The sequence below is a fragment of the Bradyrhizobium sp. CCBAU 65884 genome, from assembly GCF_028128835.1.
In the GTDB taxonomy this organism is placed as follows: domain Bacteria; phylum Pseudomonadota; class Alphaproteobacteria; order Rhizobiales; family Xanthobacteraceae; genus Bradyrhizobium; species Bradyrhizobium ottawaense.
The window spans coordinates 156,559-177,309 of sequence record NZ_LBJU01000132.1 but is presented as its reverse complement, the minus strand read 5'-3'; the positions used below and the strand labels follow the sequence as shown (position 1 = coordinate 177,309).

At 65.2% G+C, this 20,751-nt stretch carries 22 protein-coding genes; all 22 read left to right on the top strand.

Annotated features, from left to right (window positions below):
* Window positions 1-1,041 (top strand): flagellar motor switch protein FliG, encoded by a 1,041-nt coding sequence (locus tag XI03_RS35610; protein WP_028145748.1) that lies wholly within the window; start codon window positions 1-3, stop codon window positions 1,039-1,041.
* Window positions 1,042-1,054: 13 nt separating this feature from the next.
* Entirely contained in the window at window positions 1,055-2,140 is a 1,086-nt protein-coding gene (flhB, locus tag XI03_RS35605) for a flagellar biosynthesis protein FlhB (protein WP_038970828.1), read from the top strand.
* 64 nt (window positions 2,141-2,204) lie between these two features.
* Window positions 2,205-2,606 (top strand): flagellar basal body rod protein FlgB, encoded by a 402-nt coding sequence (flgB, locus tag XI03_RS35600; protein ID WP_091960822.1) that lies wholly within the window; start codon window positions 2,205-2,207, stop codon window positions 2,604-2,606.
* An 11-nt stretch (window positions 2,607-2,617) separates the two neighbouring features.
* A complete protein-coding gene (gene flgC / locus XI03_RS35595; protein WP_028145745.1) occupies window positions 2,618-3,034 on the top strand; it encodes a flagellar basal body rod protein FlgC in 417 nt (138 codons plus the stop codon).
* A 2-nt stretch (window positions 3,035-3,036) separates the two neighbouring features.
* Complete coding sequence (locus tag XI03_RS35590) at window positions 3,037-3,366, top strand: flagellar hook-basal body complex protein FliE (protein ID WP_271594700.1); 330 nt, start codon at window positions 3,037-3,039, stop codon at window positions 3,364-3,366.
* A gap of 17 nt (window positions 3,367-3,383) precedes the next feature.
* Complete coding sequence (gene flgG / locus XI03_RS35585; protein ID WP_271594699.1) at window positions 3,384-4,172, top strand: flagellar basal-body rod protein FlgG; 789 nt, start codon at window positions 3,384-3,386, stop codon at window positions 4,170-4,172.
* A gap of 13 nt (window positions 4,173-4,185) precedes the next feature.
* Window positions 4,186-4,662, top strand: a complete 477-nt coding sequence (flgA, locus tag XI03_RS35580) for a flagellar basal body P-ring formation chaperone FlgA (RefSeq protein ID WP_271594698.1) — start codon at window positions 4,186-4,188, stop codon at window positions 4,660-4,662.
* Entirely contained in the window at window positions 4,659-5,789 is a 1,131-nt protein-coding gene (flgI, locus tag XI03_RS35575; protein WP_028145741.1) for a flagellar basal body P-ring protein FlgI, read from the top strand. The genes flgA and flgI overlap by 4 nt, the downstream gene beginning before the upstream one ends.
* Window positions 5,790-5,856: 67 nt before the next feature.
* A complete protein-coding gene (locus XI03_RS35570) occupies window positions 5,857-6,624 on the top strand; it encodes a MotE family protein (protein ID WP_271594697.1) in 768 nt (255 codons plus the stop codon).
* Window positions 6,625-7,332 (top strand): flagellar basal body L-ring protein FlgH, encoded by a 708-nt coding sequence (flgH, locus tag XI03_RS35565; protein ID WP_271594696.1) that lies wholly within the window; start codon window positions 6,625-6,627, stop codon window positions 7,330-7,332. It abuts the gene before it with no gap.
* 42 nt (window positions 7,333-7,374) lie between these two features.
* Window positions 7,375-7,818: a flagellar basal body-associated FliL family protein gene (locus XI03_RS35560; protein ID WP_212248905.1), complete on the top strand. Its 444-nt coding sequence runs from the start codon at window positions 7,375-7,377 to the stop codon at window positions 7,816-7,818.
* Window positions 7,815-8,555 carry a flagellar type III secretion system pore protein FliP gene (fliP, locus tag XI03_RS35555; protein WP_018318447.1) on the top strand — a complete coding sequence of 247 codons (741 nt, stop codon included), beginning with the start codon at window positions 7,815-7,817 and terminating at the stop codon, window positions 8,553-8,555. Before XI03_RS35560 ends, fliP begins: the two co-directional genes overlap by 4 nt.
* 264 nt (window positions 8,556-8,819) lie before the next feature.
* Window positions 8,820-9,725: a flagellin N-terminal helical domain-containing protein gene (locus XI03_RS35550; RefSeq protein ID WP_028145737.1), complete on the top strand. Its 906-nt coding sequence runs from the start codon at window positions 8,820-8,822 to the stop codon at window positions 9,723-9,725.
* 262 nt (window positions 9,726-9,987) lie between these two features.
* Complete coding sequence (locus XI03_RS35545; protein ID WP_028145736.1) at window positions 9,988-10,899, top strand: flagellin N-terminal helical domain-containing protein; 912 nt, start codon at window positions 9,988-9,990, stop codon at window positions 10,897-10,899.
* 334 nt (window positions 10,900-11,233) lie between these two features.
* Window positions 11,234-12,859, top strand: a complete 1,626-nt coding sequence (gene fliF / locus XI03_RS35540) for a flagellar basal-body MS-ring/collar protein FliF (protein WP_038950157.1) — start codon at window positions 11,234-11,236, stop codon at window positions 12,857-12,859.
* Window positions 12,856-13,548, top strand: a complete 693-nt coding sequence (locus tag XI03_RS35535) for a hypothetical protein (RefSeq protein WP_271594695.1) — start codon at window positions 12,856-12,858, stop codon at window positions 13,546-13,548. Before fliF ends, XI03_RS35535 begins: the two co-directional genes overlap by 4 nt.
* Window positions 13,549-13,554: 6 nt before the next feature.
* Window positions 13,555-14,880, top strand: a complete 1,326-nt coding sequence (locus tag XI03_RS35530) for a MotB family protein (protein WP_271594694.1) — start codon at window positions 13,555-13,557, stop codon at window positions 14,878-14,880.
* Window positions 14,877-16,055, top strand: coding sequence for a chemotaxis protein (locus XI03_RS35525; RefSeq protein WP_038950153.1), 1,179 nt, complete (start codon window positions 14,877-14,879; stop codon window positions 16,053-16,055). Before XI03_RS35530 ends, XI03_RS35525 begins: the two co-directional genes overlap by 4 nt.
* A complete protein-coding gene (gene fliK, locus XI03_RS35520) occupies window positions 16,052-17,380 on the top strand; it encodes a flagellar hook-length control protein FliK (RefSeq protein WP_271594693.1) in 1,329 nt (442 codons plus the stop codon). Before XI03_RS35525 ends, fliK begins: the two co-directional genes overlap by 4 nt.
* The gene (locus tag XI03_RS35515; RefSeq protein ID WP_028145731.1) at window positions 17,331-17,912 is read left to right on the top strand and encodes a transglycosylase SLT domain-containing protein; all 582 of its coding nucleotides are present in this window, start codon (window positions 17,331-17,333) and stop codon (window positions 17,910-17,912) included. The genes fliK and XI03_RS35515 overlap by 50 nt, the downstream gene beginning before the upstream one ends.
* 90 nt (window positions 17,913-18,002) lie before the next feature.
* Window positions 18,003-19,235 carry a flagellar hook protein FlgE gene (locus tag XI03_RS35510; protein WP_271594692.1) on the top strand — a complete coding sequence of 411 codons (1,233 nt, stop codon included), beginning with the start codon at window positions 18,003-18,005 and terminating at the stop codon, window positions 19,233-19,235.
* Window positions 19,236-19,269: 34 nt separating this feature from the next.
* Window positions 19,270-20,748 carry a flagellar hook-associated protein FlgK gene (flgK, locus tag XI03_RS35505; protein ID WP_271594691.1) on the top strand — a complete coding sequence of 493 codons (1,479 nt, stop codon included), beginning with the start codon at window positions 19,270-19,272 and terminating at the stop codon, window positions 20,746-20,748.
* Window positions 20,749-20,751: the final 3 nt, after the last annotated feature.

The window sequence follows — 20,751 nt, the reverse complement described above, 5'->3', positions numbered from 1 at the left end:
ATGGCGGCACAGGTCGGCATCGCTCCCGTCAAGCAGCGAGGCGTTGCCACGCTGGGCGGTACGGAAAAGGTCGCGGCGCTGCTCCTGGCCATGGGCCGGCAGGCGGCCGCGAGCGTGCTCTCGCAGTTCGAGCCGCAGGAAATCCGCGTCGTCACCAAGGCCGCGGCCGAGCTGCGGCCGATCACGGCGCAGGAGCTCGAGGGGATCGTCGAGGAGTTCGCCCAGCAGTTCTCGATGGGCGCCAACATTCTCGGCACCATCGGTGGCCTGGAAGCCGTGCTTGGCGACGTGCTTCCGGCCGACCAGGTCTCGGCGATCATGACGGACCTGCTCGGCAATTCGAGCCGCTCGGTATGGGACCGCGTCTCGTCCGTGTCCGAAAACTCGCTTGCGAGCTACCTGTCCAAGGAGCATCCGCAGACCGCGGCGCTGATCCTGTCCAAGGTCAAGCCGGCCTGCGCCGCCAAGGTCATGAGCCAGCTGCCATCGAGCCTGCGCAACGAGCTGATGCGGCGCGTGCTCAGCCTCAAGCCGATCGCCGACGACGCCATGAGGGTCCTCGAGAAGACGCTGCACGAGGATCTGACGCTGAACTTCGCCCGCAACCTCGGCGCCGACACCTACGCCCGCGTCGCCGACATCATCAACAAGATGGAGCGCGGACATATCGAGGACATGCTCAAGAGCCTGTCGGAGAAGCGGCCGAAATCGGCCGAAGTGCTGAAGGAGTTGCTGTTCACCTTCGACGACGTCATCAACCTGGCGCCGAAGGCGCGCACCATGATCTTCGACCAGGTGCCGACCGATCGTATCGTCGTCGCGCTGAAGGGCACCGACAAGCATTTCCGCGAACTGATCCTGTCCGCGGTTGCCTCGCGCGTCCGCCGCGTCGTCGAGCACGAGCTCGCCATCGGCGAGCCGTCGAACCAGCGCGACGTGCTGGAGGCGCGCCGCGTCATCACCGACCTTGCGCTCGACCTCGCGGAGAAGGGCGAAATCGAGCTCAACCCCGACCAGGAGGATGAGCTGGTCTTCCGCTGACCGCTGAACGGGCATGGCAGAATCATCCGATCAGGAGAGCAAGACAGAAGAGCCGACCGAGAAGAAAGTCCGTGATGCGCTCGAACAGGGCAAGATCCCGGTCTCTCGGGAGGCTTCTATTTTCGCCTCGATGGCCGCGCTGATGGTCATTCAGGCGTTCCTGATCGGCCAGGGCGTGCAGCAATTGACGCCGACGTTGAAGAACCTCCTGGACGATCCCGAAGGCTTCCCGCTCTCGACCGGCGCGGACGCGCAGAACCTGCTAACCGTGGTCGGCCTTGAGGCGCTGCGCTTCCTGGTGCCGCTGGTCGTCACCCTCGGTGCGTTCGGGCTCGCCGCCTCGCTGCTGCAAAACGCGCCGCGCCTGGTACTGGAGCGCATCAAGCCTGACCTGTCGCGTATCTCTCCGATCAGCGGCTGGAGCCGTCTGTTCGGAACGCAGGGACTGGTCGAGTTCGCCAAGTCGCTGTTCAAGCTGGCCGCCGTGACCTCCGTGGTCGCCTTCGTGCTGCGCGCGTCGGAGGCGAAGGCGTTCGAGGCGATGTACACCGATCCGGTTGCGCTGCCGGAGATGATTCTCAACATCGCGATGCGGATCGTCTCGGCGATCTGCATCGCAACCATCGTCCTGGTGGCGATCGATCTCGCCTGGGCGCGCTTCCACTGGCGGCGCCAGCTGCGCATGACCAAGCAGGAGATCAAGGACGAGCACAAGCAGGCGGAAGGCGATCCGCTGATCAAGGCGCGCCTGCGCTCGCTGGCGCGCGACCGCTCGCGGCAGCGGATGATCGCATCCGCATCGCGCGCGACGCTGGTGATCGCGAACCCGACGCACTTCGCGATCGCGTTGCGCTACAAGCGCGAGGAGAATCCGGCGCCGCTCGTGGTGGCCAAGGGCATGGACGTGATCGCGCTGAAGATCCGCGAGGTCGCCGAGCAGAACCGGATTCCAGTGATCGAGAACAAGGCGCTGGCGCGCGCACTCTACGAGGCGGTGCAGGTCGATCAGGTGATCCCGGCGGAATTCTTCCGCCCCGTCGCCGAGATCATCTACTTCCTCCAGTCGAAGCAGGCGTCGCGGACCGAGAAGGTCCAGTAGAATTCAGAGGACGACGTCCGGCCCAACAGCTTGACGAAAGCTTAACGCCCTAGGCTTCTCCCGAATGGACCAGAACGGGGCTGTCGTGGGACCGCTTTATCTCTTCGAACTCGCATCGTCGCAGGCGCGGTACCTCGAGCTCCGCCAGTCGACCATCGCCACCAACGTCGCCAACGCCAACACGCCCGGTTTCAAGGCGCGCGACGTCGAGCCCTTCAACAAGGTGCTCGACGGCATGCCGGTGAGGCTTGCCATGACGTCGCCGTCGCACATGCAGCTGGCCGCGGCCGAGACCGACACGCGGGCGACCGCGAAGAAGGACAGCTGGGAAGTGGTTCACTCCGGCAATTCGGTCAGCCTCGAGCAGGAAATGATCAAGGGCAGCGACGTCAGTCGCGATTACTCGATGAACTCGGCAGTCGTGCGGTCGTTTCACCGCATGCTGCTGTCGAGCGCGAAGAGCTGAGGTGAATTGAGATGCTGGACTCACTGCAAGCGTCATTGACGGTCGCGAGCTCCGGGCTCGAAGCGCAGTCGACGCGTATGCGCATCGTCTCGGAGAATTTGGCGAACGCGACCTCGACGGGGCGTACCGCCGGCGCCGATCCCTATCAGCGCAAGACGATCACCTTCGATGCTGCGATGGATCGTGCCTCGGGCTCGCAGCTGGCGAAAGTCAAGGAGATCGGGGTCGACACCACGCCGTACCGCGTGGAGTACGACCCGGGACATCCCGCTGCCGACAAGGCCGGCTACGTCAAGCTGCCGAACGTCAACATGATGATCGAGATGGCCGACATGCGGGAAGTCAACCGGTCCTATGAAGCCAATCTCCAGGTCGTGAAACAGGTGAGGTCGATGCTCGGCATGACCATCGACCTCTTGAGGAGCTGACAATGCTTGAGGCAATTTCATCCACTGCGATTTCCGCAGGGCAAGCGGCGAGCCGTGCGACCGAGGCGCAGGCCATCGCGCCGGCGGCTCCGACCGCCATTCAGTCCACCGACGATGTCGGGTTCGAATCGGTGATGAAGCAGGTGACGACCGACGCGATCGGGAAGCTCAAGGCAGGCGAAGCGGCGTCGATCTCGGCGATGCAGGGCAAGGAATCCACGCGCAAAGTCGTGGAGGCGCTGATGTCGGCCGAGCAGGCCTTGCAGACGGCGGTCGCGGTTCGCGACAAGGTCGTGCAGGCCTACCAAGAAGTCGTCCGGATGTCGATTTGATCTGAAGGAATGAAGCTGTGAAATCGCTTGCCATTGCGGCCACGGGCATGAACGCCCAGCAGACCAATATCGAAGTCATCGCGAACAATATCGCCAACATCAATTCGACGTCGTACAAGCGTGCGCGCGCCGAGTTCACCGATCTGTTCTACCAGATGGACCGCATGCAGGGCGTCGCGAACGTCAACGGCGCCTCGCCGATTCCGGAAGGCGCCAATCTCGGTCTCGGCGTCAAGTCGGCGGCGATCCGCAAGCTTCACATCCAGGGCGCGCTGACGCAGACCGGCAACCCCTACGATATGGCGATCAACGGTCGCGGCTGGTTTCAGGTGCTCGGTCCGAACAACGAGGTGCAATACACCCGCGCGGGCTCGTTCAACACCAATGCCAACGGCCAACTCGTCACCATCGACGGCTATCTGCTGGACCCCGCGATCACGGTGCCGCAGGGCACGGTCGAGGTCACGGTCAATCAGACCGGGCAGGTCTTTGCCAAGCTGGATACCGAGGTGAACCCGCGCCAGATCGGCCAGCTCAACCTCGCCAACTTCGCCAACGAAGCAGGCCTCGAGCCGCTGGGCAGCAATCTCTATCGCGAGACCACGGCGTCGGGCACGCCGGTCGTCGGCCTGCCGGGCGATTCCGGATACGGCAAGATCAATCAGAAGTGGCTCGAAGCCTCGAACGTCGATCCGGTCAAGGAGATCACCGAGTTGATCTCGGCGCAGCGCGCCTACGAAATGAATGCCAAGGTCATCCAGGCCTCGGACGAAATGGCCCAGACAGTATCGAAGGGCATGCGCTAGTTCCGGTGTCTCGATGTTGAACAGGGTGGGCCTGATCGTGCGCGGGTTGGCCGCCGTGCTGCTGGTTCTGGCTTCGGCGCGCCTCGCAATGGCCGAGGAGAAGCGGCTTCCCGTGCCGGCGGTTGCGATCCGCGCTGGCGAGCTGATCCGGGACGACATGATCACCGAGCGCGCCTTCGCGCCGAGCCTGCTCGGCGTTGCCATGTTCGTCGAAGGGCGCCAGGTCCTGGTCGGCCGCATGGCGCGGCGCGCGCTGTTGCCGGGCCAGCCCATTCCAACCAACTCGGTGGAAGACCCCTGGACCGTCGCCCGCGGCGCCATGGTCAAGGTCGTGGTGGAAGACAGCGGCCTGTCCATCGTCACTTACGGCTCGGCGATGCAGTCGGGTGCGTCCGGCGCGCTCATCCCGGTGCGCAATACGGATACCGGGGTGATCATCAGGGGCGTTGTCCAGCCGGACGGCACCGTGAAGGTCGTGGACGGGTCATGACCAGAATCCTGCTTGCGCTCGTCCTGCTGCTTTCGGCCGCCAGCGCCCATGCCGCCGTCCGCATCAAGGACATCGCGGACATCAAGGGTCTGCGCGAAAACCAGATCGTCGGTTACGGCCTCGTCATCGGCCTGAACGGCACCGGCGACACGCTTCGCAACGCTCCGTTCACGGAGCAGTCCCTGCAATCGATGCTCGAGAACATGGGCATCAACGTCCGGAACGAGACCACGAGCACCAACAATCCGACGCGTCCGACGACGCTGCGCACGCGCAACGTCGCCGCCGTGATGGTGACTGCGGACCTGTCGCCCTCGATCGGGCCCGGCGAGCGCATGGACGTGACCGTGTCGTCGCTCGGCGATGCGACGTCGCTGCTCGGCGGTACGCTGGTCATGACATCGCTGCGCGCGGCGGACGGCGCCGTCTATGCAGTGGCGCAGGGCGCGATCACGGTGGCCGGCTACAGCGTCGGAGGCCAGGCGCAGAACGTCAGTCAGGGTACGCCGACGGCCGGGCGCATCCCGAACGGTGCGCTGGTCGAGCGCGAGGTGCAGGGAAGTCTCCACGAGATGGAATTCCTGGTGCTGCAGCTGAAGAACCCCGACTTCGTCACCGCAACACGCATCCTGGACGCCATCAACCGCTACGCCGGCGGACGCTACCGCGCGCAGATCGCCTTCGAGCGCGACTACCGCACCATCGTGCTGTCGAAGCCGCGCCACATCGGCCCTGTCCGCTTCCTCGCCGAGATCGGCGAACTGACGGTCGAGCCTGATACGCCTGCACGGGTGGTGATCAACGAGCGCACAGGCACTGTCGTGATCGGGCGCGACGTGCGGATATCGACCGTTGCCGTGACGCACGGCAATCTGACGGTTCGTGTCACGGAGATGCCCGTGGTGTCGCAGCCGGCGCCGTTCTCGCGAGGGCAGACCGTGGTGGTCCCGCAGACCGTGGTCGAGGCCAACGAGGCCGGATCGCAGGTGGCGATCCTCAGCGGGGTCGATCTGCAGCGCCTGGTGCGCGGGCTGAACCAGATCGGCCTGAAGCCGTCGGGCATCATCGCGATCCTGCAGGCGATCAAGACGGCTGGTGCGCTCCAGGCCGATGTCATCGTCCAATGATGCGCAAGCGTCGTGCAAGCTTGGTCGCTCAATGCTCGTGTCTCGACCGAGAATCGCACGCGGCCCGATGCTGAAGCTGGATCACAAAGCCAAACTCCTCCTGCTGGTCGCGGCCTCGGCGCTCGCGAGCGCTTCGCCCGTGCTGGCCCTGGACGAGGCTAAGCCGACGAAGCCGCTCAACCTGCTCTCCTTCGCGCGCGCCCGCGCCCCCGGCCCGCAGAAGCCGCAGCCGGTCACGTCGGTGCCAGGCGACAATGCGTCGATCCGGGCGACGGCTTGGGCGGCCGAAGACCAGGGACCTGCGACCACCGGCGCGGTGCCTGCTTCCGAGGCGCCAGCGGCCGCACCTGCCGTTGCACCGGCACGTCCGGCCAAGCCCGGCAGCGTCACGGCACCGCCGAAACCTGCGCCGCCACAGGCCGCGGTATCCGCGGACAACGAAGTCGCCCTGTTCTGCAGCAACGTCGCCGATCCCGCCGTCGATGCAAGGCTGGCCTGGCAGATCAAGGAGCTGGAGAAGGCCGAGGGCCTGCTGCGCGAGCGGATCGCCGAGGTCGAGGCCAAGCGCGTCGAATACGAGAAGTGGATGGCGCTACGCGACGACTTCCTGAAGAAGGCCGAAGCCAGCGTCGTCGAGATCTATTCGCGCATGAAGCCCGAAGCTGCGGCGACCCAGATTGCCGGCATGGCGGACGAGACCGCCGCCGCCGTGCTCGCCAAGCTCAGCCCGAGGAACTCGAGCGCGATCTTCAACGAGATGGATACGGCACGCGCGGCGCACCTCGCCGACCTGCTTGGCGGAATGCGTCGCGTGGATGACGGAAAGACCAAATAGATGAAGAAGCCGATCCCCATCCTCTCGCTCCTGCTGGCGTCCGTGCCCTTGGCCGGATGCTTCCATGATCCGTCCGAGGTCCTGACCGGCCCGCAAATGTCGCCGGTCGGCAGCGGCCTGAGGACCCAGGCCGATCCGATTCCGGTGACGCCGCGCATGCGCACGCCGGTCAGCTATCGCTCGACCTGGGACGACGGCACCGATCTCTACCGCGATCCCCGCGCCCGGCGCACCGGCGACGTCGTGACGGTGATCATCTCGATGCAGGACAAGGCCAAGCTCGACAACAAGACCGGCCGCTCGCGCGATTCGCAGGTCAAGTTCGGCCTCGATTGGCTGATGGACGTCGCAGGGTGGAGCGACAAGGGATCGACCAACGCCAATCTCAGCACCAACACCCAGATCAAGGGCAACGGCCAGATCGATCGCACCGAGGATATCAAGCTCTCGATCGCGGCCATCGTCACCGACGTGTTGCCGAACGGCAATATGATGATCAGCGGCTCGCAGGAGTTTCGCGTCAATACGGAGATGCGCGTGCTCAACGTCGGCGGCATCGTGCGGCCGCGCGACATCTCGCGCACCAACACGATCTCCTACGAGAAGATCGCCGAGGCCCGCGTGTCCTATGGCGGTCGCGGGAATCTGTCCGACGTGCAGCAGCCTGGATGGGGACATCGGATCTATGACGCCGTGGCACCATTCTGAAGTCCGCGCCGGTCTGGCCGCGTCGCGAGGGCAGGGGACGTGATGCGCCTGATTGCGGCCATCGTGGCGCTGACCCTTGTCGCGATCGGTGCGGGCGCGCTGGCCGGGCTGCATCTGTTCGCGGCCGCCGAGCGCGTCGCCGACGCGAAGAAGACCGCCACGCCGCCGCCGCTTGCCTCGAGCTACGCCGGCAGCGCGCGGCTCAGGAAGCTGTCTCCAATCGTGACCAATCTCGCCGCGCCGGCCAACAATTGGGCTCGCATCGAAGCCTCCATGGTGACCGAGAGCATGAGCGACGAGGATGCCGGCATCCTGGCCGCCCACATCAGCGAGGACATCGTCACCTATCTGCGGTCGGCGACGGTGACGCAATTCGAGGGATCGCGCGGGCTTCAGCATCTGCGCGACGACCTGACCGAGCGCGCCAATATCCGTTCGTCGGGCAAGGTGCGCGAATTGATCATTGAGACCCTGGTGATTCAGTGAGAGTGAAAATCCTGCTGCTCGCGTTGGTTCTGGTCGTGCTGCCCGAAGTGGCGCTCGCCCAGATACCGGACCTCAACTCGCTGCTGCCACCCGGAAACGGCTCGACCAGCGGCCGGATCATCCAGCTGATGGCACTGATCACGGTGCTGTCGGTGGCGCCGGGACTGCTCATCATGGTGACGAGCTTCACGCGATTTGCGGTGGCGCTGTCGTTCCTGCGCGCCGGGCTCGGCCTGCAGACCACGCCGGCCAACCTGGTGCTGATCAGCCTCGCGCTGTTCATGACCTTCTACGTGATGGCGCCGACCTTCGATCGCGCCTGGGAGACCGGCGTCCAGCCGCTGATGAAGAACGAGATCTCGGAAGAGCAGGCCTATCTGAAGATCACCGATCCGTTCCGCGAGTTCATGCTGGCCCATGTCCGCGACAAGGATCTGCAGACCTTCGAGTCGCTCGCCGCCGAGAGCTTTCGCAAGAAGTTCGACGACAAGCGCGTCGATTTGCGCGTCATCATTCCGGCCTTCATGATCTCCGAGCTGAGGCGTTCGTTCGAGATCGGATTTCTCATCATCCTGCCGTTCCTCGTCATCGACATGATCGTGGCGACGCTGACGATGTCGATGGGCATGATGATGATGCCGCCGACGATCCTGGCGCTGCCGTTCAAGATGCTGTTCTTCGTGCTGATCGACGGCTGGAATCTGCTCGCCTCCGGACTGGTGCGCTCGTTCTCGTAACCGCGGCGATCGCCTGGCGCCCCGTCATGGTTAGCGAAAAGTACCGCGCTATGGTTAGCGTTGGGTAATATTAACCATCTGATATTGCTGAAGAATTCAAGCCGTTCTTAATCCGCCGGCAAGATTCGACGTGTTAGCAAGGCGTCACGGCGGGTTGGACCTCACCCACATCAGTCCAAAGGCATGATGCCGCCCCTCCGTACCGGTGCAAGTCCGGTATGTCCCCTGATGAAAATGTAACGCGTACATAAAGGGACATTCGCAATGTCAAGCCTGCTCACGAACTCGTCCGCCATGACCGCGCTCCAGACCTTGCGGTCTGTCAGCTCGCAACTCTCCACCACGCAGAGCCGGATCTCCACCGGCCAGCGCGTGGCTACCGCCGCGGACAACGCCGCCTACTGGTCGATCGCGACCTCGATGCGCGCCGACAACGCCGCGCTCTCCGCCGTCTCCGACTCGCTCGGTCTGTCGGCCGCGACCGTCGACACCGAGTACACCGCTCTGAACAAGGTCCTCGGCGACAGCAACTCCGGCCTGACCAAGCTCCAGTCGCTGCTGGTCGAAGCCAAGACCGCCGGTATCGATCGCAGCAAGATCCAGTCGGAAATCACCCAGATTCAGCAGGACATGAAGAACGTCGCCAGCGCGGCGACCTTCAACGGCGTCAACTGGCTGAGCACCAACGCCTCCACGCCGACGACCGTCAATCTCGTGTCGTCGTTCTCGCGTGTCGGCTCCACGCCGACCACCAGCTCGATCACGGTGACCGTCGCCAACTACTCGCTCTACACCTCGAGCACGGGCGGCATCCTCGACACGGTGAGCGGCAGCGCGTCGGTCGACAGCCTCAACATCGGTGCGCTGACCGACTCGGCTGCTGACCAGACCATTCTCGATGGTTACATCGCGAAGGTCACCGCAGCGATCGGCACGGTGTCTTCGGGCGCCGCCAACCTCGGCGCCATCAAGAACCGAATCTCGAACAACTCGGAGTTCGTGAAGTCGCTGATGGACTCGGTGGATCGCGGTATCGGCCAGCTCGTCGACGCCGACATGAACCAGGAGTCCACCCGCCTGGCGGCCCTCCAGGTCCAGCAGCAGCTCGGCGTTCAGGCGCTCTCGATCGCCAACAACAACAGCCAGAGCATCCTGTCGCTGTTCCGCTAAGCCTTCGACGATCTCGGGAGGGCCGCGCTTCTTGCGAAGCGCGGCCCTTTCGTTTGCCTGACGCGCGCACCGCGATTTCGGCTGCCCTGTTGCAGCGGGGGCACAGCGCCACAAGCCCCGCACAAGCTTCGCTGGCTAGTCTGGCGCTACGACGGATTGGGTTTACGCGCATTTCCGCAGCCCAAAGGCATGATGCCGCCCTGTCGTACCGGTGCAAGCCCGGTATGTCCCCATCCATTCTGTTTTCAAAGGGACATCGAAGATGGCTTCCAGCCTGCTTACCAACTCCGCCGCAATGACTGCGCTCCAGACCCTCCGGAATGTCAGCGCCAGCCTCCAGACCACCGAAAACCGGATCTCCACCGGCCAGCGCGTCTCGACCGCTTCGGACAACTCGGCCTATTGGTCGATCGCGACCTCGATGCGCGCCGACAACGCCGCGCTCTCGGCCGTCTCCGACTCGCTCGGTCTGTCGGCTGCGACGGTCGACACCGAATACACCGCTCTGAACAAGGTCATCGGCGACCAGAACTCCGGCCTGACCAAGCTCCAGGCGCTGCTGGTCGAAGCCAAGACCGCCGGTATCGACCGCACCAAGATCCAGGCTGAAATCACCCAGATCCAGCAGGACATGAAGAACGTGGCCAACGCGGCGACGTTCAACGGCGTCAACTGGCTGAGCACCAACGCTTCCACGCCGACCACCGTCAACCTGGTGTCGTCGTTCTCGCGCGTCGGCGGCACGCCGACGATCAACACCATCACGGTGACGGTCGCCAACTACTCGCTCTACACCGCGACCACTGGCGGCATCCTGGACACGGTGACCGGCAGCGCGTCGGTCAACACCATCGGCATCGGTGCGCTGACCGACTCGACGGCCGACCAGACCATCCTCGACGGCTACATCGCGCAGGTCACCACCGCGATCAACACGGTCAGCCAGTCCGCCGCCAACCTCGGTGCCATCAAGAACCGCATCTCGAACAACACTGAGTTCGTGAAGTCGCTGATGGACTCGGTGGATCGTGGTATCGGCCAGCTCGTCGACGCCGACATGAACGCGGAATCGACCCGGCTCCAGGCGCTGCAGACCCAGCAGCAGCTCGGCGTTCAGGCGCTCTCGATCGCCAACCAGAACAGCCAGAGCATCCTGTCGCTGTTCCGCGGCTAAGCGGCGCTTTCGAAAACGACCGTGCTCCCTCAGGGAGCACGGTCCCCGCCGTGACCGGCGGACGTGGCGGCACAAGACGTCCGCAATCGATCTCCCGACGTTGAATTTCATGCGACACGCCGCGGCCGATCGTGCGGCCATGCGTCCCGGCGTGCATTGCCGCCGACCGGATTGCGTCGCCAGGGCTTCTTGTAAAATAGGCCTTCTCGTAAAATAGGCCTTCTTGTAAAATTGCAACGCCTCGCCTGCGAACTGACACATTCGTGTCCTCGCGCAACCTTCAGACAAGGTTGGCAGCGGAGTGTCCCGTACGTCCGCATTGGTACGAGGTCATATGCTCAGTCGTGCGCAGGTACAGCAACTGCTCAACAATCTGCTGGAGCTTGGGCCGCGACGCCTGATGGCCCTGGGCCTGATCGGTTTTGCCGTTCTCGTGACCGTCGTCGGCGGCGCGTACTATCTGAGCCGGCCTGAATTCGAGACGCTCTATACCGGCCTCACCCGCGAAGACGTGACGCGCATGGGCGCCGCGCTGCGCGAGCAGAACATCACCTTCGACGTCAATACGGCCGGCGACGCGCTCTCGGTGCGCCCGAGCCAGACCATGCAGGCACGGATGCTGCTGGCCGAGAAGGGGCTGCCGACCAGCGCCAATTCCGGCTACGAGCTGTTCGACAAGATCGGCTCGCTCGGCCTGACCTCGTTCATGCAGGAGGTCACCAAGCTCCGGGCGCTGGAAGGCGAGATCGCGCGCACGGTGCAGTTGATGAAGGGCGTCAAGGCGGCGCGGGTGCATATCGTGCTGCCGGTGCGCGGCTCGTTCCGCGCGACGCAGCAGCCGCCATCCGCATCGGTCGTGCTGCGCACCGACGGCGCGATCGAGGCCCGCACCGCGCAGTCGATCCGCCATCTCGTCGCCGCCGCCATTCCAGGCATGAACCGCGACAAGGTGACGGTGCTGGACGCCGACGGTTCGATGCTGCTCGCCGAAGAGGACGAGGCGAGCGCCGCCCCGACCAAGATGGCGAGCCTGCAGAAGACGGTCGGCGGCATGGTGCAGGAGAACATCCGCAAGGCGCTGACGCCCTATCTGGGCCTCGACAATTTCGAGGTCAGCGTCGCGCCGCAGCTCTCCACCGACAAGCGGCAGATCAACGAGACCGTCTACGATCCGGAGAGCCGGGCCGAGCGTTCGGTGCGGAACGTGCGCGAGAAGGAATCCTCGCAGAACGCCGACCGTTCGACGCCGACCACGGTGCAGCAGAACCTTCCCGATCAGCAGGTCAACGCCGGCGGCGGCAAGAACTCCAGCGAAGACAAGACCCGCCGCGAGGACGTCACCAACTTCGAGGTCTCGTCCAAGACCACGACGACGGTGAGCGACGGCTATGCGGTGAAGAAGCTCTTCATCGCCGTCCTGGTCAATCGGGCGCGGCTGGTCGCCGATCTCGGCGACAAGAGCAACCAGGCCATCGTCGACAGCAAGCTCGCCGAGATCAGCCAGCTCGCGGCGACGGCCGGCGGACTGGACAAGCAGCGCGGCGACCAGATCCAGGTGACGGCCGTCGACTTCATCGAGGGCTCGCGCGAGCTGGCGCCGGTGCCGCCGATCAGTTTCGTCGAGATGATCAACAAGCAGCTCGGCAGCGTCATCAACGCGGTGACGATCCTGGCCGTTGCGTCGATGCTGGTCTGGTTCGGCTTGCGGCCGGCGGTCAACGGCATTCTGACCCATCGCGCGGAGCAGGAGCAGGTGGAGGCGGCCGAGGCCGCTGAGATCGAGGCTGCTGCGGCCCTTGCATTGGCCGAGAGTCAGGACCCCGAGCTCAATCTCGTCGAAGATCTCGAAGGCAAGATGCAGCGAACGCCGCAGAAGCGACTGGAGCAGATCGTCCGGCTCGACCAGGCGCAGGCCGCAGCGATCCTTAAAGACTGGATGCGACGCGAGGAGGCGGCATGAACGCGGCAATCGGAAAATTCCTGACGCAGTTCGACGCGAACGGCCGGGTCAAATCACCGCCGCCTCCGCCGCCCAGGATCCAGGACGTGCTGACGAGGCCGAAGGAGATCATGCGCGAGCCTTCGCCGCAGCCCCAGGCCCATTCGCAGCCACTGCCGCAGTCGCCGTCTCCGGCACCGAGGGCGGAAGCCCCGCCGGCCAATGTCCTGGACGACGCCTACCGCCGCGGCCACGCGGCCGGCGTCGCGGAAGGCGACGCCAGGCTTGCCGAGGAGCGCGTCCGCAGCGCGATCCGGCTCGGCGAAGAGCGCGCCAAATGGTCCGACCAGCAGGCGGTCGCGATCGTCAGCGGCTTCGAGACGGCTTGCCGCGAGATCGAGACCAACATCGCAAGCTCCGTGGCGCGGATATTACTGCCGTTCCTCACCGAGGCAGTCCGCGACAAGGCGATCGGATCGCTGGTCGAGCAGATCGCAGCGCTGACCGGCAACTCGTCGGTGCCGGCGTTCAAGGTCACCGGTCCGAGCGAGCTGCTCGACCTCGTGAAGACGCAGCTCGAGGCATCCAGGCGCATCGGCATCGAGTACGAGGCGGCCGACACCCTGGAGGTTCGCGTCGTGGCCGACCAGACCGTGATCGAGACGCAGATCACGGCCTGGAGCGAACGCCTGAAGGAAGCACGCCGGTAGCCCGTCATGGAAGAGGTCAAGCATGAACTCGTGATCGTCCGCCGGCGCAGCGCCTTCGCCGAGGAGGCGCATCACGGCGGCGTATGGAAGATCGCCTATGCGGACTTCATGACCGCGATGATGGCGTTCTTCCTGGTCATGTGGCTGCTCAACGCGCTCAACCAGGATCAGAAGCAGGTCGTCGCGAGCTATTTCAATCCGATCCAGCTCGCGGAAAATGCCCCCGCGCCGAAGGGCCTGAAGAATCTTTCCAAGAAGGAGCCGACCTCGTTCGAAGGTCAGGACGGCAAGCGTCAGCCGGCCGGCTCGAACGAGGAACGTCGCGGCGACTCGCCGACGGCGGAGAAGCCGGCCTCCTATGAAGAGAAAGTCCTGTTCCGTGATCCCTATGCGACGCTTTCCGAAATCGCGAACAGCGCGAACCAGTCCACGGGACAGCGACGCGCCGGCGCGCTGACGTCCGCCGAAGAGGATGGTCTCAAGGGCGGCGACGCCTACCGCGATCCCTTCGACCCCGGCTATTGGAAGCTGGCGCCGCAAGCATCCAAGGACGCCGATCGCATGATCGAGAGCGAGCCCAAGCCGAATGCCTCCGCGCGCGACGGTGCCTCAGGCACAAATCAGGGCGAGCCGCAGCCGCGTCGTGCCAAGGCGGACGATGCCGGCGGAAGCCTGGCGCCGAACGCGGATGCGTCGTCCGCAAACCTGTCGCCGCTGTTGCCGCCGGGGCCCGCGCCGGCGCAGGCCCCGCGCGAGGGCAGCGCCCAGGCCACCGTTCATGCGAGCGCTCAAGCCAACGCCGCCGCGCCGGCGCGTCCCAACGATACGACGAAGGAGTCCGAGCCGCGCGATGCGGCGCAAACCCAGCAGCCGACCGTCAAGCAGCTTCAGGCCGCGATTGCCGACGCGCTCTCGGACATCAAGGCTGGCGCCGGGCCGGCGGCCGAGGTGCGTCAGGTCGAGGAGGGCCTCCTGATCAGCCTGACCGACGATGCGAGCTTCGGCATGTTCGCGGTCGGCTCGGCCGAGCCGCGGCCCGAGCTGATCCGCGTGATCGACAAGATCGGGCCGTTGCTGACGAAGCGCCAGGGCATGATCATCGTCCGCGGCCATACCGACAATCGGCCGTATCGTTCTGAGACTTACGACAATTGGCGGCTGTCGACCGCCCGCGCGCAGATGGCCTATTACATGCTGGTTCGCTCCGGCGTCGACGCGCTGCGGATCGAGCATGTCGAAGGCTATGCCGACCGCCGGCCGAAGCTTCCGAACGATCCGGCGGCCGCGCAGAACCGCCGGATCGAGATCCTGATTCGTGAGAAGCGCCCTTGATCAGGCCGCTCCTCTGCGCCGCCGTGCTGCTCCTGCCGTTCACGGCAGCGAACGCGCTCGCACAATCCGCGCGCCAGCCGGGCGAGCCCTATGAGCTCGTCCGCGCGTTGCAGGCCGTGCAGGACGGCATCGCCAACGGTGACACCGCCGCGCATGGCAGTCACGTCGCGCTGATCCGGCAGATCGGAGAGAAGTTTCTCGCCGCCGATCCGGGCGTGTGGAGCAATGCGCAGAACAGCCAGGCTGCGGTCATCTACCTGCTCAGCGGCGGCGCGCCGCAGATCGTCCGCAAGCTGCCGCGCGACAAGATGAACGTCGACGAGCGGCTGTTCAACGGCGCGCTCGCCTATGTCGAGGGCCGTCAGGAGGAAGCGCGGGAGTTGCTCAAGGACGTCAAGCCGCGGACGCTGTCCTCCGGCCTCGGAGGACAGGTCGCGCTGGTCCAGGGCGCGTTGTTCGCGCGCTCCGAGGCATCGCTCGCGATCGAGCGTCTGGACGACGCGCGCCTGCTCCTGCCCGGTACCCTGGTGGAGGAGGCGGCGTTGCGGCGCGAGATCCTGCTGGTGGGGCAGGCGGAGGATTTCGACAAGTTCGAGTTCCTGGCGCTGGCCTATATCCGCCACTACCGCAACTCGATCTATGCCGGCGATTTCTGGCAGCGCTTCTCCTCGGGCCTGACGCAATCGAGTCTGGCGCTCGACGATCGCCGCTTCGCGCGGATCGCAGCGCTACTCGAGCAGATCGATCGCGCGAGCCGCCTCAAGCTCTATCTCGTGATCGCGCGCGCGGCGATGGTGCGCGGGCAGATGGCCGTGACGCGGCTTGCCGGCGAGCGGGCGCTGACGCTCAGCGCCGACGCCTCGGCGGATCGCGAGCGGGCGCATTTCTTCCGCGGCGCCGCGCGGGCGCTCACCGACGAGTATGATGGCGGTCTGGCCGAGCTGAAGGCACTCGACCGGTCGAAACTGCCCGAGCGCGACGTGCCCCTTCTGAATGCCACGGTGCAGCTCGCGCTCGATGTTCGCAAGCCGTTTCCGGGCGGATCCGCCGCTGCTGCCGACAAGCCTCCGGCAACGCCGGCACGTCTCGATCTGGCGTCATCGACCGTGACTCTCGCGCGCGCGCAGAAGCAGCTCGGCGAGCTCGAACTCCTTACCAGGGACCGCCGCCCATGACCAAGCTCAGTGGAACCTCCGGACAGCTCTTCTCGGGTCTCGCCGAGAGCCTCAACATCCGCGGCACGTCGCGTTCGGCATTGAACGCCGGAGCCAAATCGCAGGCGGGCTCGTCGTTCAACGATCTGCTCCACACCGTCTCGAACCTCGCCAAGCAGGCACTCAACGATGAGGGCAGCGATACGACCGCGAAGGCCGGAGCGCTGCGCACGCGTCTGGCCCACCCCGCGGGCAAGGACAAGTCGAAGGACGAGACGGACGAGCGCACCGAGGCGACCGACCTGCTCAGGGCCGGCGACCAGACGACCGACAAATCCTCGGAGACGCAAAGCCCGGTCGGCCATGATCCGAAGCCAGACGGTTCGAATCGCCCGAACGCTCCCGCGATCGTGGGACAGGATCTCGTTGCCGCATCGGCCGCGAAGCCGCAAATGCCGTCGCAGTCGGGCGACAGGAAAGACGTGCCCGCGCGCGACGAGCGCTCATCCGGGACGAAGCGCGAAGTTGCGGCCACAGGCATCGCGAAGGCAACGACGGCGGATTCCGCGCCGTCTGCTGTCGTTCCGACCGGCGCGCGTGCACAAGGCGATGCATCGCAAGCCGCAGCCGCACAGCCAGGCAGCGAGGCTTCCGCCAAAGCCATGCCCGCGACATCAGGCTTCGAGGCGGTCACCGCCAATGTCGAACGCGCCGCCAAGGTCTCGACGCGCGACGCATTGCCCGAGACGACCAAGGTCACCGTGGTCCAGCAGGAGACCCATCTGCCCCCGGCGCAGTTCAACGCCCCGCAACAAGTCGCCAATGCGGTCGTCGCCGAACTGAAGGACTCCGCAGGCCCGGCGGCGTCCGCAGCGCCCGATCCCGCAGCATCCCAGGCCAATGCGCCGGATCAGCCGCTCAAGATCCTGACCATCAATCTCGAGCCGCCCGCGCTCGGCAACGTCACCGTGCGCCTTCGTCTCGTCGGCACCGAAGTGTCCGTCCACCTTGCGGCCGCGCGCAAGGACACGAGCCAGATGCTGGATCAGCAGCGCGACCAGATCCGCGATCTCATGCAGACGGCGGGTTATGTCGCCGACGTCGCGCCCGTGCAGCACGGCTCGCTGGATGGATTCCAGAGCGGCTCCGGCCAGTCGCAGCCGCAGCTCTCGGGCCAGCAACAGCCCTCGTCGCAATCGCAAGGCGCGTTCGGTGGCGCAGGCACGTCGTCGGGGCAATCCGATGGCGGCGCGAAACAGGCCCGCCAGGAGCGCCAGCCCAGCCAGGAGACGCGTCATGACCAGGACGTGGCGCCGCATCTTCGTCGCGGCCCTGTTTATCTGTAATGCCGGCGCCGCGGACGCGGCCAGCGACGCCGCGCGCCCCTGCGAGCGCGAGATGGCGCGCGCGGCCCAGCAGCATGGGATTCCGCTCGGCATTCTCTACGCAGTCGGTCTCACCGAGACCGGCCGCCGCGGCGCGCTGCATCCTTACGCCCTCGGCGCCGACGGCCAGACCGTGTTCGCCAGGGACATGGATGACGCGATCGCAAATTTCCAGGCCATGCGCGGCAAGGGCATCAAGCTGATCGATCTCGGCTGCATGCAGATCAACCATTACTATCACGGCGACAAGTTCGTCTCGGTGCGCGCGATGTTCGATCCCGCAAAAAACGTCGAATATGCCGCGCGCTTCCTGAAAGAGCTGAAGCAGCGCGAGGGCAGCTGGACCATGGCGGTGGCTCGCTACAATGCCGGCCCCAACAACCAGCCGGCGCAGAAGCGCTATGTCTGTCACATCGTGGCTCACCTCGTGTCGAGCGGTTTCGGCGCCTGGACCGACAAGGCACGCTCGTTCTGTCAGCCGAAAACGACATGACGACGTGAAGTTGTGCATGGTTCCGAACCATCAGCCCCGCGCAAGCAAGATCCCCCATTGTAACTGCAACCTACCAAAGGAGCCCACTTCATGAGCCTGTATGGTGTTATGCGCACCGGTGTTTCCGGTATGAGCGCGCAGTCCAACAAGCTGTCGACGGTTTCGGACAACATCGCGAACGTCAACACCACTGGTTACAAGCGGGCTTCGACCGAATTCTCCTCGCTGATCCTGAAGAGCGGCTCTGGCAATTACGACTCCGGCGCCGTCGAGACGACCGTCCGTTACGCCATCAGCGACGCCGGACATACGCAGTTCACGACGTCTTCCACCGACCTTGCCGTGCAAGGCAACGGCTTCTTCGTGGTCTCGAACGCCACCAACACGCAGCAATATTTGACCCGCGCCGGCTCGTTCGTGCCTGATAGCCAGGGCAATCTGGTCAATGCGGCCGGCTACTACCTTCTGGGCCAGCCTGGCCTCGTGACCAATTTCTCGCAGAACAGCCTGGCTGGAATGCAGATCGTGAACATCGCCCAGGTCTCGCAGGTGCCGGTGCCGTGGACTGCGGGCACCCTGACGACCGGCAATCTCGATCCGAAGGCGGCTGTCATTGCCGGTCCGCCCGGTCCGGCGTCATATTCGTCGAAGAGCTCGATCGTCGCCTACAACAATATCGGCCAAGCCGTTACGCTCGACGTCTATATGTCCCACACCGCGACGGCGGCCGGTTCGGATACCTGGCAGGTTCAGGTCTACAACTCCGCGACGGGCACCTCGCTCGCCGCCGCCACCACCTTCACTTTCGATACCACGGCGGCCGGCAAAGGCGCGCTGGCCGCGGCGAGCCCGACGGGCCTTACGTTCACGGTCCCGGGCGGCGCGGCGCTGACCATGGACCTGTCGAACATGACGCAGGTCGGAGCCGACTTCAGCTTCAAGGCCACCGTCAACGGCAGCGTGCCCGCGGCGATCGACAAGGTCGATGTCGACGAGGCGGGCCACGTGACGGCGATCCTCAAGAACGGGCAGCAGCTGACGCTCTACACGATCATGCTCGCCGACGTCGCGAGCCCCGACAATCTGACGCCCGAGCCGGGTAACGTCTATTCGACCAACATGAATTCCGGCAATGCGCAGGCCGGGAATGCCGGCACCGGCGGGCTCGGCACGGTCCAGTCCGGTGCGCTGGAGGACTCCAACGTCGATCTCGCGGACGAGCTCACCGGGATGATCGAGGCGCAGCGCGGCTTCACCGCCAACTCGAAATCGTTCCAGACGGGCGCCGACCTGCTCGACGTCGTCGTCAACCTGAAGCGCTGAGTTCTTCGGCGCTCACCCCCGGCAAGAGCAGATCATGTCCCTTACCGCCGCTCTCGACTCCGCTCGCGCCTCGCTCATGGCGTCGGGCATCCAGTCGTCGACGATCTCGCGCAACATCGCCGGTGCCAGCGCCACCGGCTATTCGCGCAAGATCGCCGTGCTGGACAACCTCCCCGGCACCGGCGTCTACGTCGCGGCGATCCAGCGCGCCGCCAGTTCGGGTCTCTATTCGAACGTGCTGACCGCGACCTCGTCGTCGGCCAAGCAGAGCGTGATCTATGACGGACTGCAGAAGATCGCGGCCGCGACGGTGGACGATCCCGAGCTCGAGCAGTCGCCGACCGCCCAGCTCAATAAGCTGAAGCAGGCGTTGCAGCAATACGCCAACTCCACCGACAATGCGACCCTGGCGCAGGCGGCCGTGACGTCCGCCAAGGACATGGTGACCGGGCTCAACCAGGCCACAAGGACGGTGCAGTCGGTCCGCGAGGGAGCCGACGCCGACATGGCGAATTCGGTCGCCAACATCAACCAGCTGCTGTCCCAGTTCCAGACCGTCAACACCGCCATCGTGAAGGGCACGATCTCCGGCGACGACGTCACCGACTATCTCGACCAGCGCGACAGCATCGTCTCCAGGCTGTCGCAGGAGGTCGGCGTCTCGATGTCGATCCGGACCAATGGAGATGCTGCGCTCTATACCGACAGCGGCGTCGTGCTGTTCGACAAGACGGCGCGGGCCGTGAGCTTTGCGCCGACCAACGCCTATACCGCCGGCACCACGGGCAATGCCGTCTTCATCGACGGCGTTCCCGTGACCGGCGCCAATTCCGTCATGCCGCTCAAGTCCGGCAAGCTCGCCGGCCTGGCCCAGCTGCGCGACAAGGACACGGTCACGTATCAGAGCCAGCTCGACGAAATCGCGCGCGGCCTGATCGAGGCCTTCAAGGAAAGCGACCAGTCGGCTGTCCCGACGCTGGCCGACAGGCCCGGCCTGTTCACCTATCCCGGCGCGCCGGCGATGCCCGCGAGCGCGACGATCTCGGGGGGCCTCGCCGGGAGGATCTCGGTCGCCGCCTCGGTCGATCCGGCCGTAGGCGGAAATCCGAACCTGCTGCGCGACGGCGCCATCAGCGGCGTTGCCGCCTATAATTACAACACGACCGGCAATGCCGGCTTCTCGGCGCGGCTGCAGCAGCTCATCAACAAGATGGAAGCGCCGCAGCCATTCGATGCCACGGCTCAGGGCAAGCCGAGCGGCAGCGTGATCGAGTTTGCGTCTTCCTCGGCGAGCTGGATCGAAAGCCAGCGCAAGACCGCCGACGACAACGTCCAGTATCAGAATACGCTGCTCGACCGCAGCACCGCGGCGCTGTCCAACGTCAGCGGCGTCAACATGGACGACGAGATGGCGTTGATGCTCCAGGTCGAGCGCACCTATTCGGCGTCGTCGAAGATCATTTCCACCGTCGATGAGATGCTGCAGAGCCTGCTGGCTGCCGTAGGGAATTAGGTC

What these genes read in the sequence shown, in the direction of transcription:
- flhB (WP_038970828.1), top strand. Translation starts at nt 1,055, where the DNA reads ATGGCAGAATCATCCGATCAGGAGAGCAAGACAGAAGAGCCGACCGAG.
- flgA (WP_271594698.1), top strand. Translation starts at nt 4,186, where the DNA reads ATGTTGAACAGGGTGGGCCTGATCGTGCGCGGGTTGGCCGCCGTGCTG.
- XI03_RS35610 (WP_028145748.1), top strand. Translation starts at nt 1, where the DNA reads ATGGCGGCACAGGTCGGCATCGCTCCCGTCAAGCAGCGAGGCGTTGCC.
- flgC (WP_028145745.1), top strand. Translation starts at nt 2,618, where the DNA reads ATGCTGGACTCACTGCAAGCGTCATTGACGGTCGCGAGCTCCGGGCTC.
- XI03_RS35510 (WP_271594692.1), top strand. Translation starts at nt 18,003, where the DNA reads ATGAGCCTGTATGGTGTTATGCGCACCGGTGTTTCCGGTATGAGCGCG.
- flgH (WP_271594696.1), top strand. Translation starts at nt 6,625, where the DNA reads ATGAAGAAGCCGATCCCCATCCTCTCGCTCCTGCTGGCGTCCGTGCCC.
- flgB (WP_091960822.1), top strand. Translation starts at nt 2,205, where the DNA reads ATGGACCAGAACGGGGCTGTCGTGGGACCGCTTTATCTCTTCGAACTC.
- XI03_RS35570 (WP_271594697.1), top strand. Translation starts at nt 5,857, where the DNA reads ATGCTGAAGCTGGATCACAAAGCCAAACTCCTCCTGCTGGTCGCGGCC.
- fliF (WP_038950157.1), top strand. Translation starts at nt 11,234, where the DNA reads ATGCTCAGTCGTGCGCAGGTACAGCAACTGCTCAACAATCTGCTGGAG.
- fliK (WP_271594693.1), top strand. Translation starts at nt 16,052, where the DNA reads ATGACCAAGCTCAGTGGAACCTCCGGACAGCTCTTCTCGGGTCTCGCC.
- XI03_RS35515 (WP_028145731.1), top strand. Translation starts at nt 17,331, where the DNA reads ATGACCAGGACGTGGCGCCGCATCTTCGTCGCGGCCCTGTTTATCTGT.
- flgI (WP_028145741.1), top strand. Translation starts at nt 4,659, where the DNA reads ATGACCAGAATCCTGCTTGCGCTCGTCCTGCTGCTTTCGGCCGCCAGC.
- XI03_RS35545 (WP_028145736.1), top strand. Translation starts at nt 9,988, where the DNA reads ATGGCTTCCAGCCTGCTTACCAACTCCGCCGCAATGACTGCGCTCCAG.
- flgK (WP_271594691.1), top strand. Translation starts at nt 19,270, where the DNA reads ATGTCCCTTACCGCCGCTCTCGACTCCGCTCGCGCCTCGCTCATGGCG.
- XI03_RS35530 (WP_271594694.1), top strand. Translation starts at nt 13,555, where the DNA reads ATGGAAGAGGTCAAGCATGAACTCGTGATCGTCCGCCGGCGCAGCGCC.
- XI03_RS35560 (WP_212248905.1), top strand. Translation starts at nt 7,375, where the DNA reads ATGCGCCTGATTGCGGCCATCGTGGCGCTGACCCTTGTCGCGATCGGT.
- XI03_RS35535 (WP_271594695.1), top strand. Translation starts at nt 12,856, where the DNA reads ATGAACGCGGCAATCGGAAAATTCCTGACGCAGTTCGACGCGAACGGC.
- XI03_RS35550 (WP_028145737.1), top strand. Translation starts at nt 8,820, where the DNA reads ATGTCAAGCCTGCTCACGAACTCGTCCGCCATGACCGCGCTCCAGACC.
- XI03_RS35590 (WP_271594700.1), top strand. Translation starts at nt 3,037, where the DNA reads ATGCTTGAGGCAATTTCATCCACTGCGATTTCCGCAGGGCAAGCGGCG.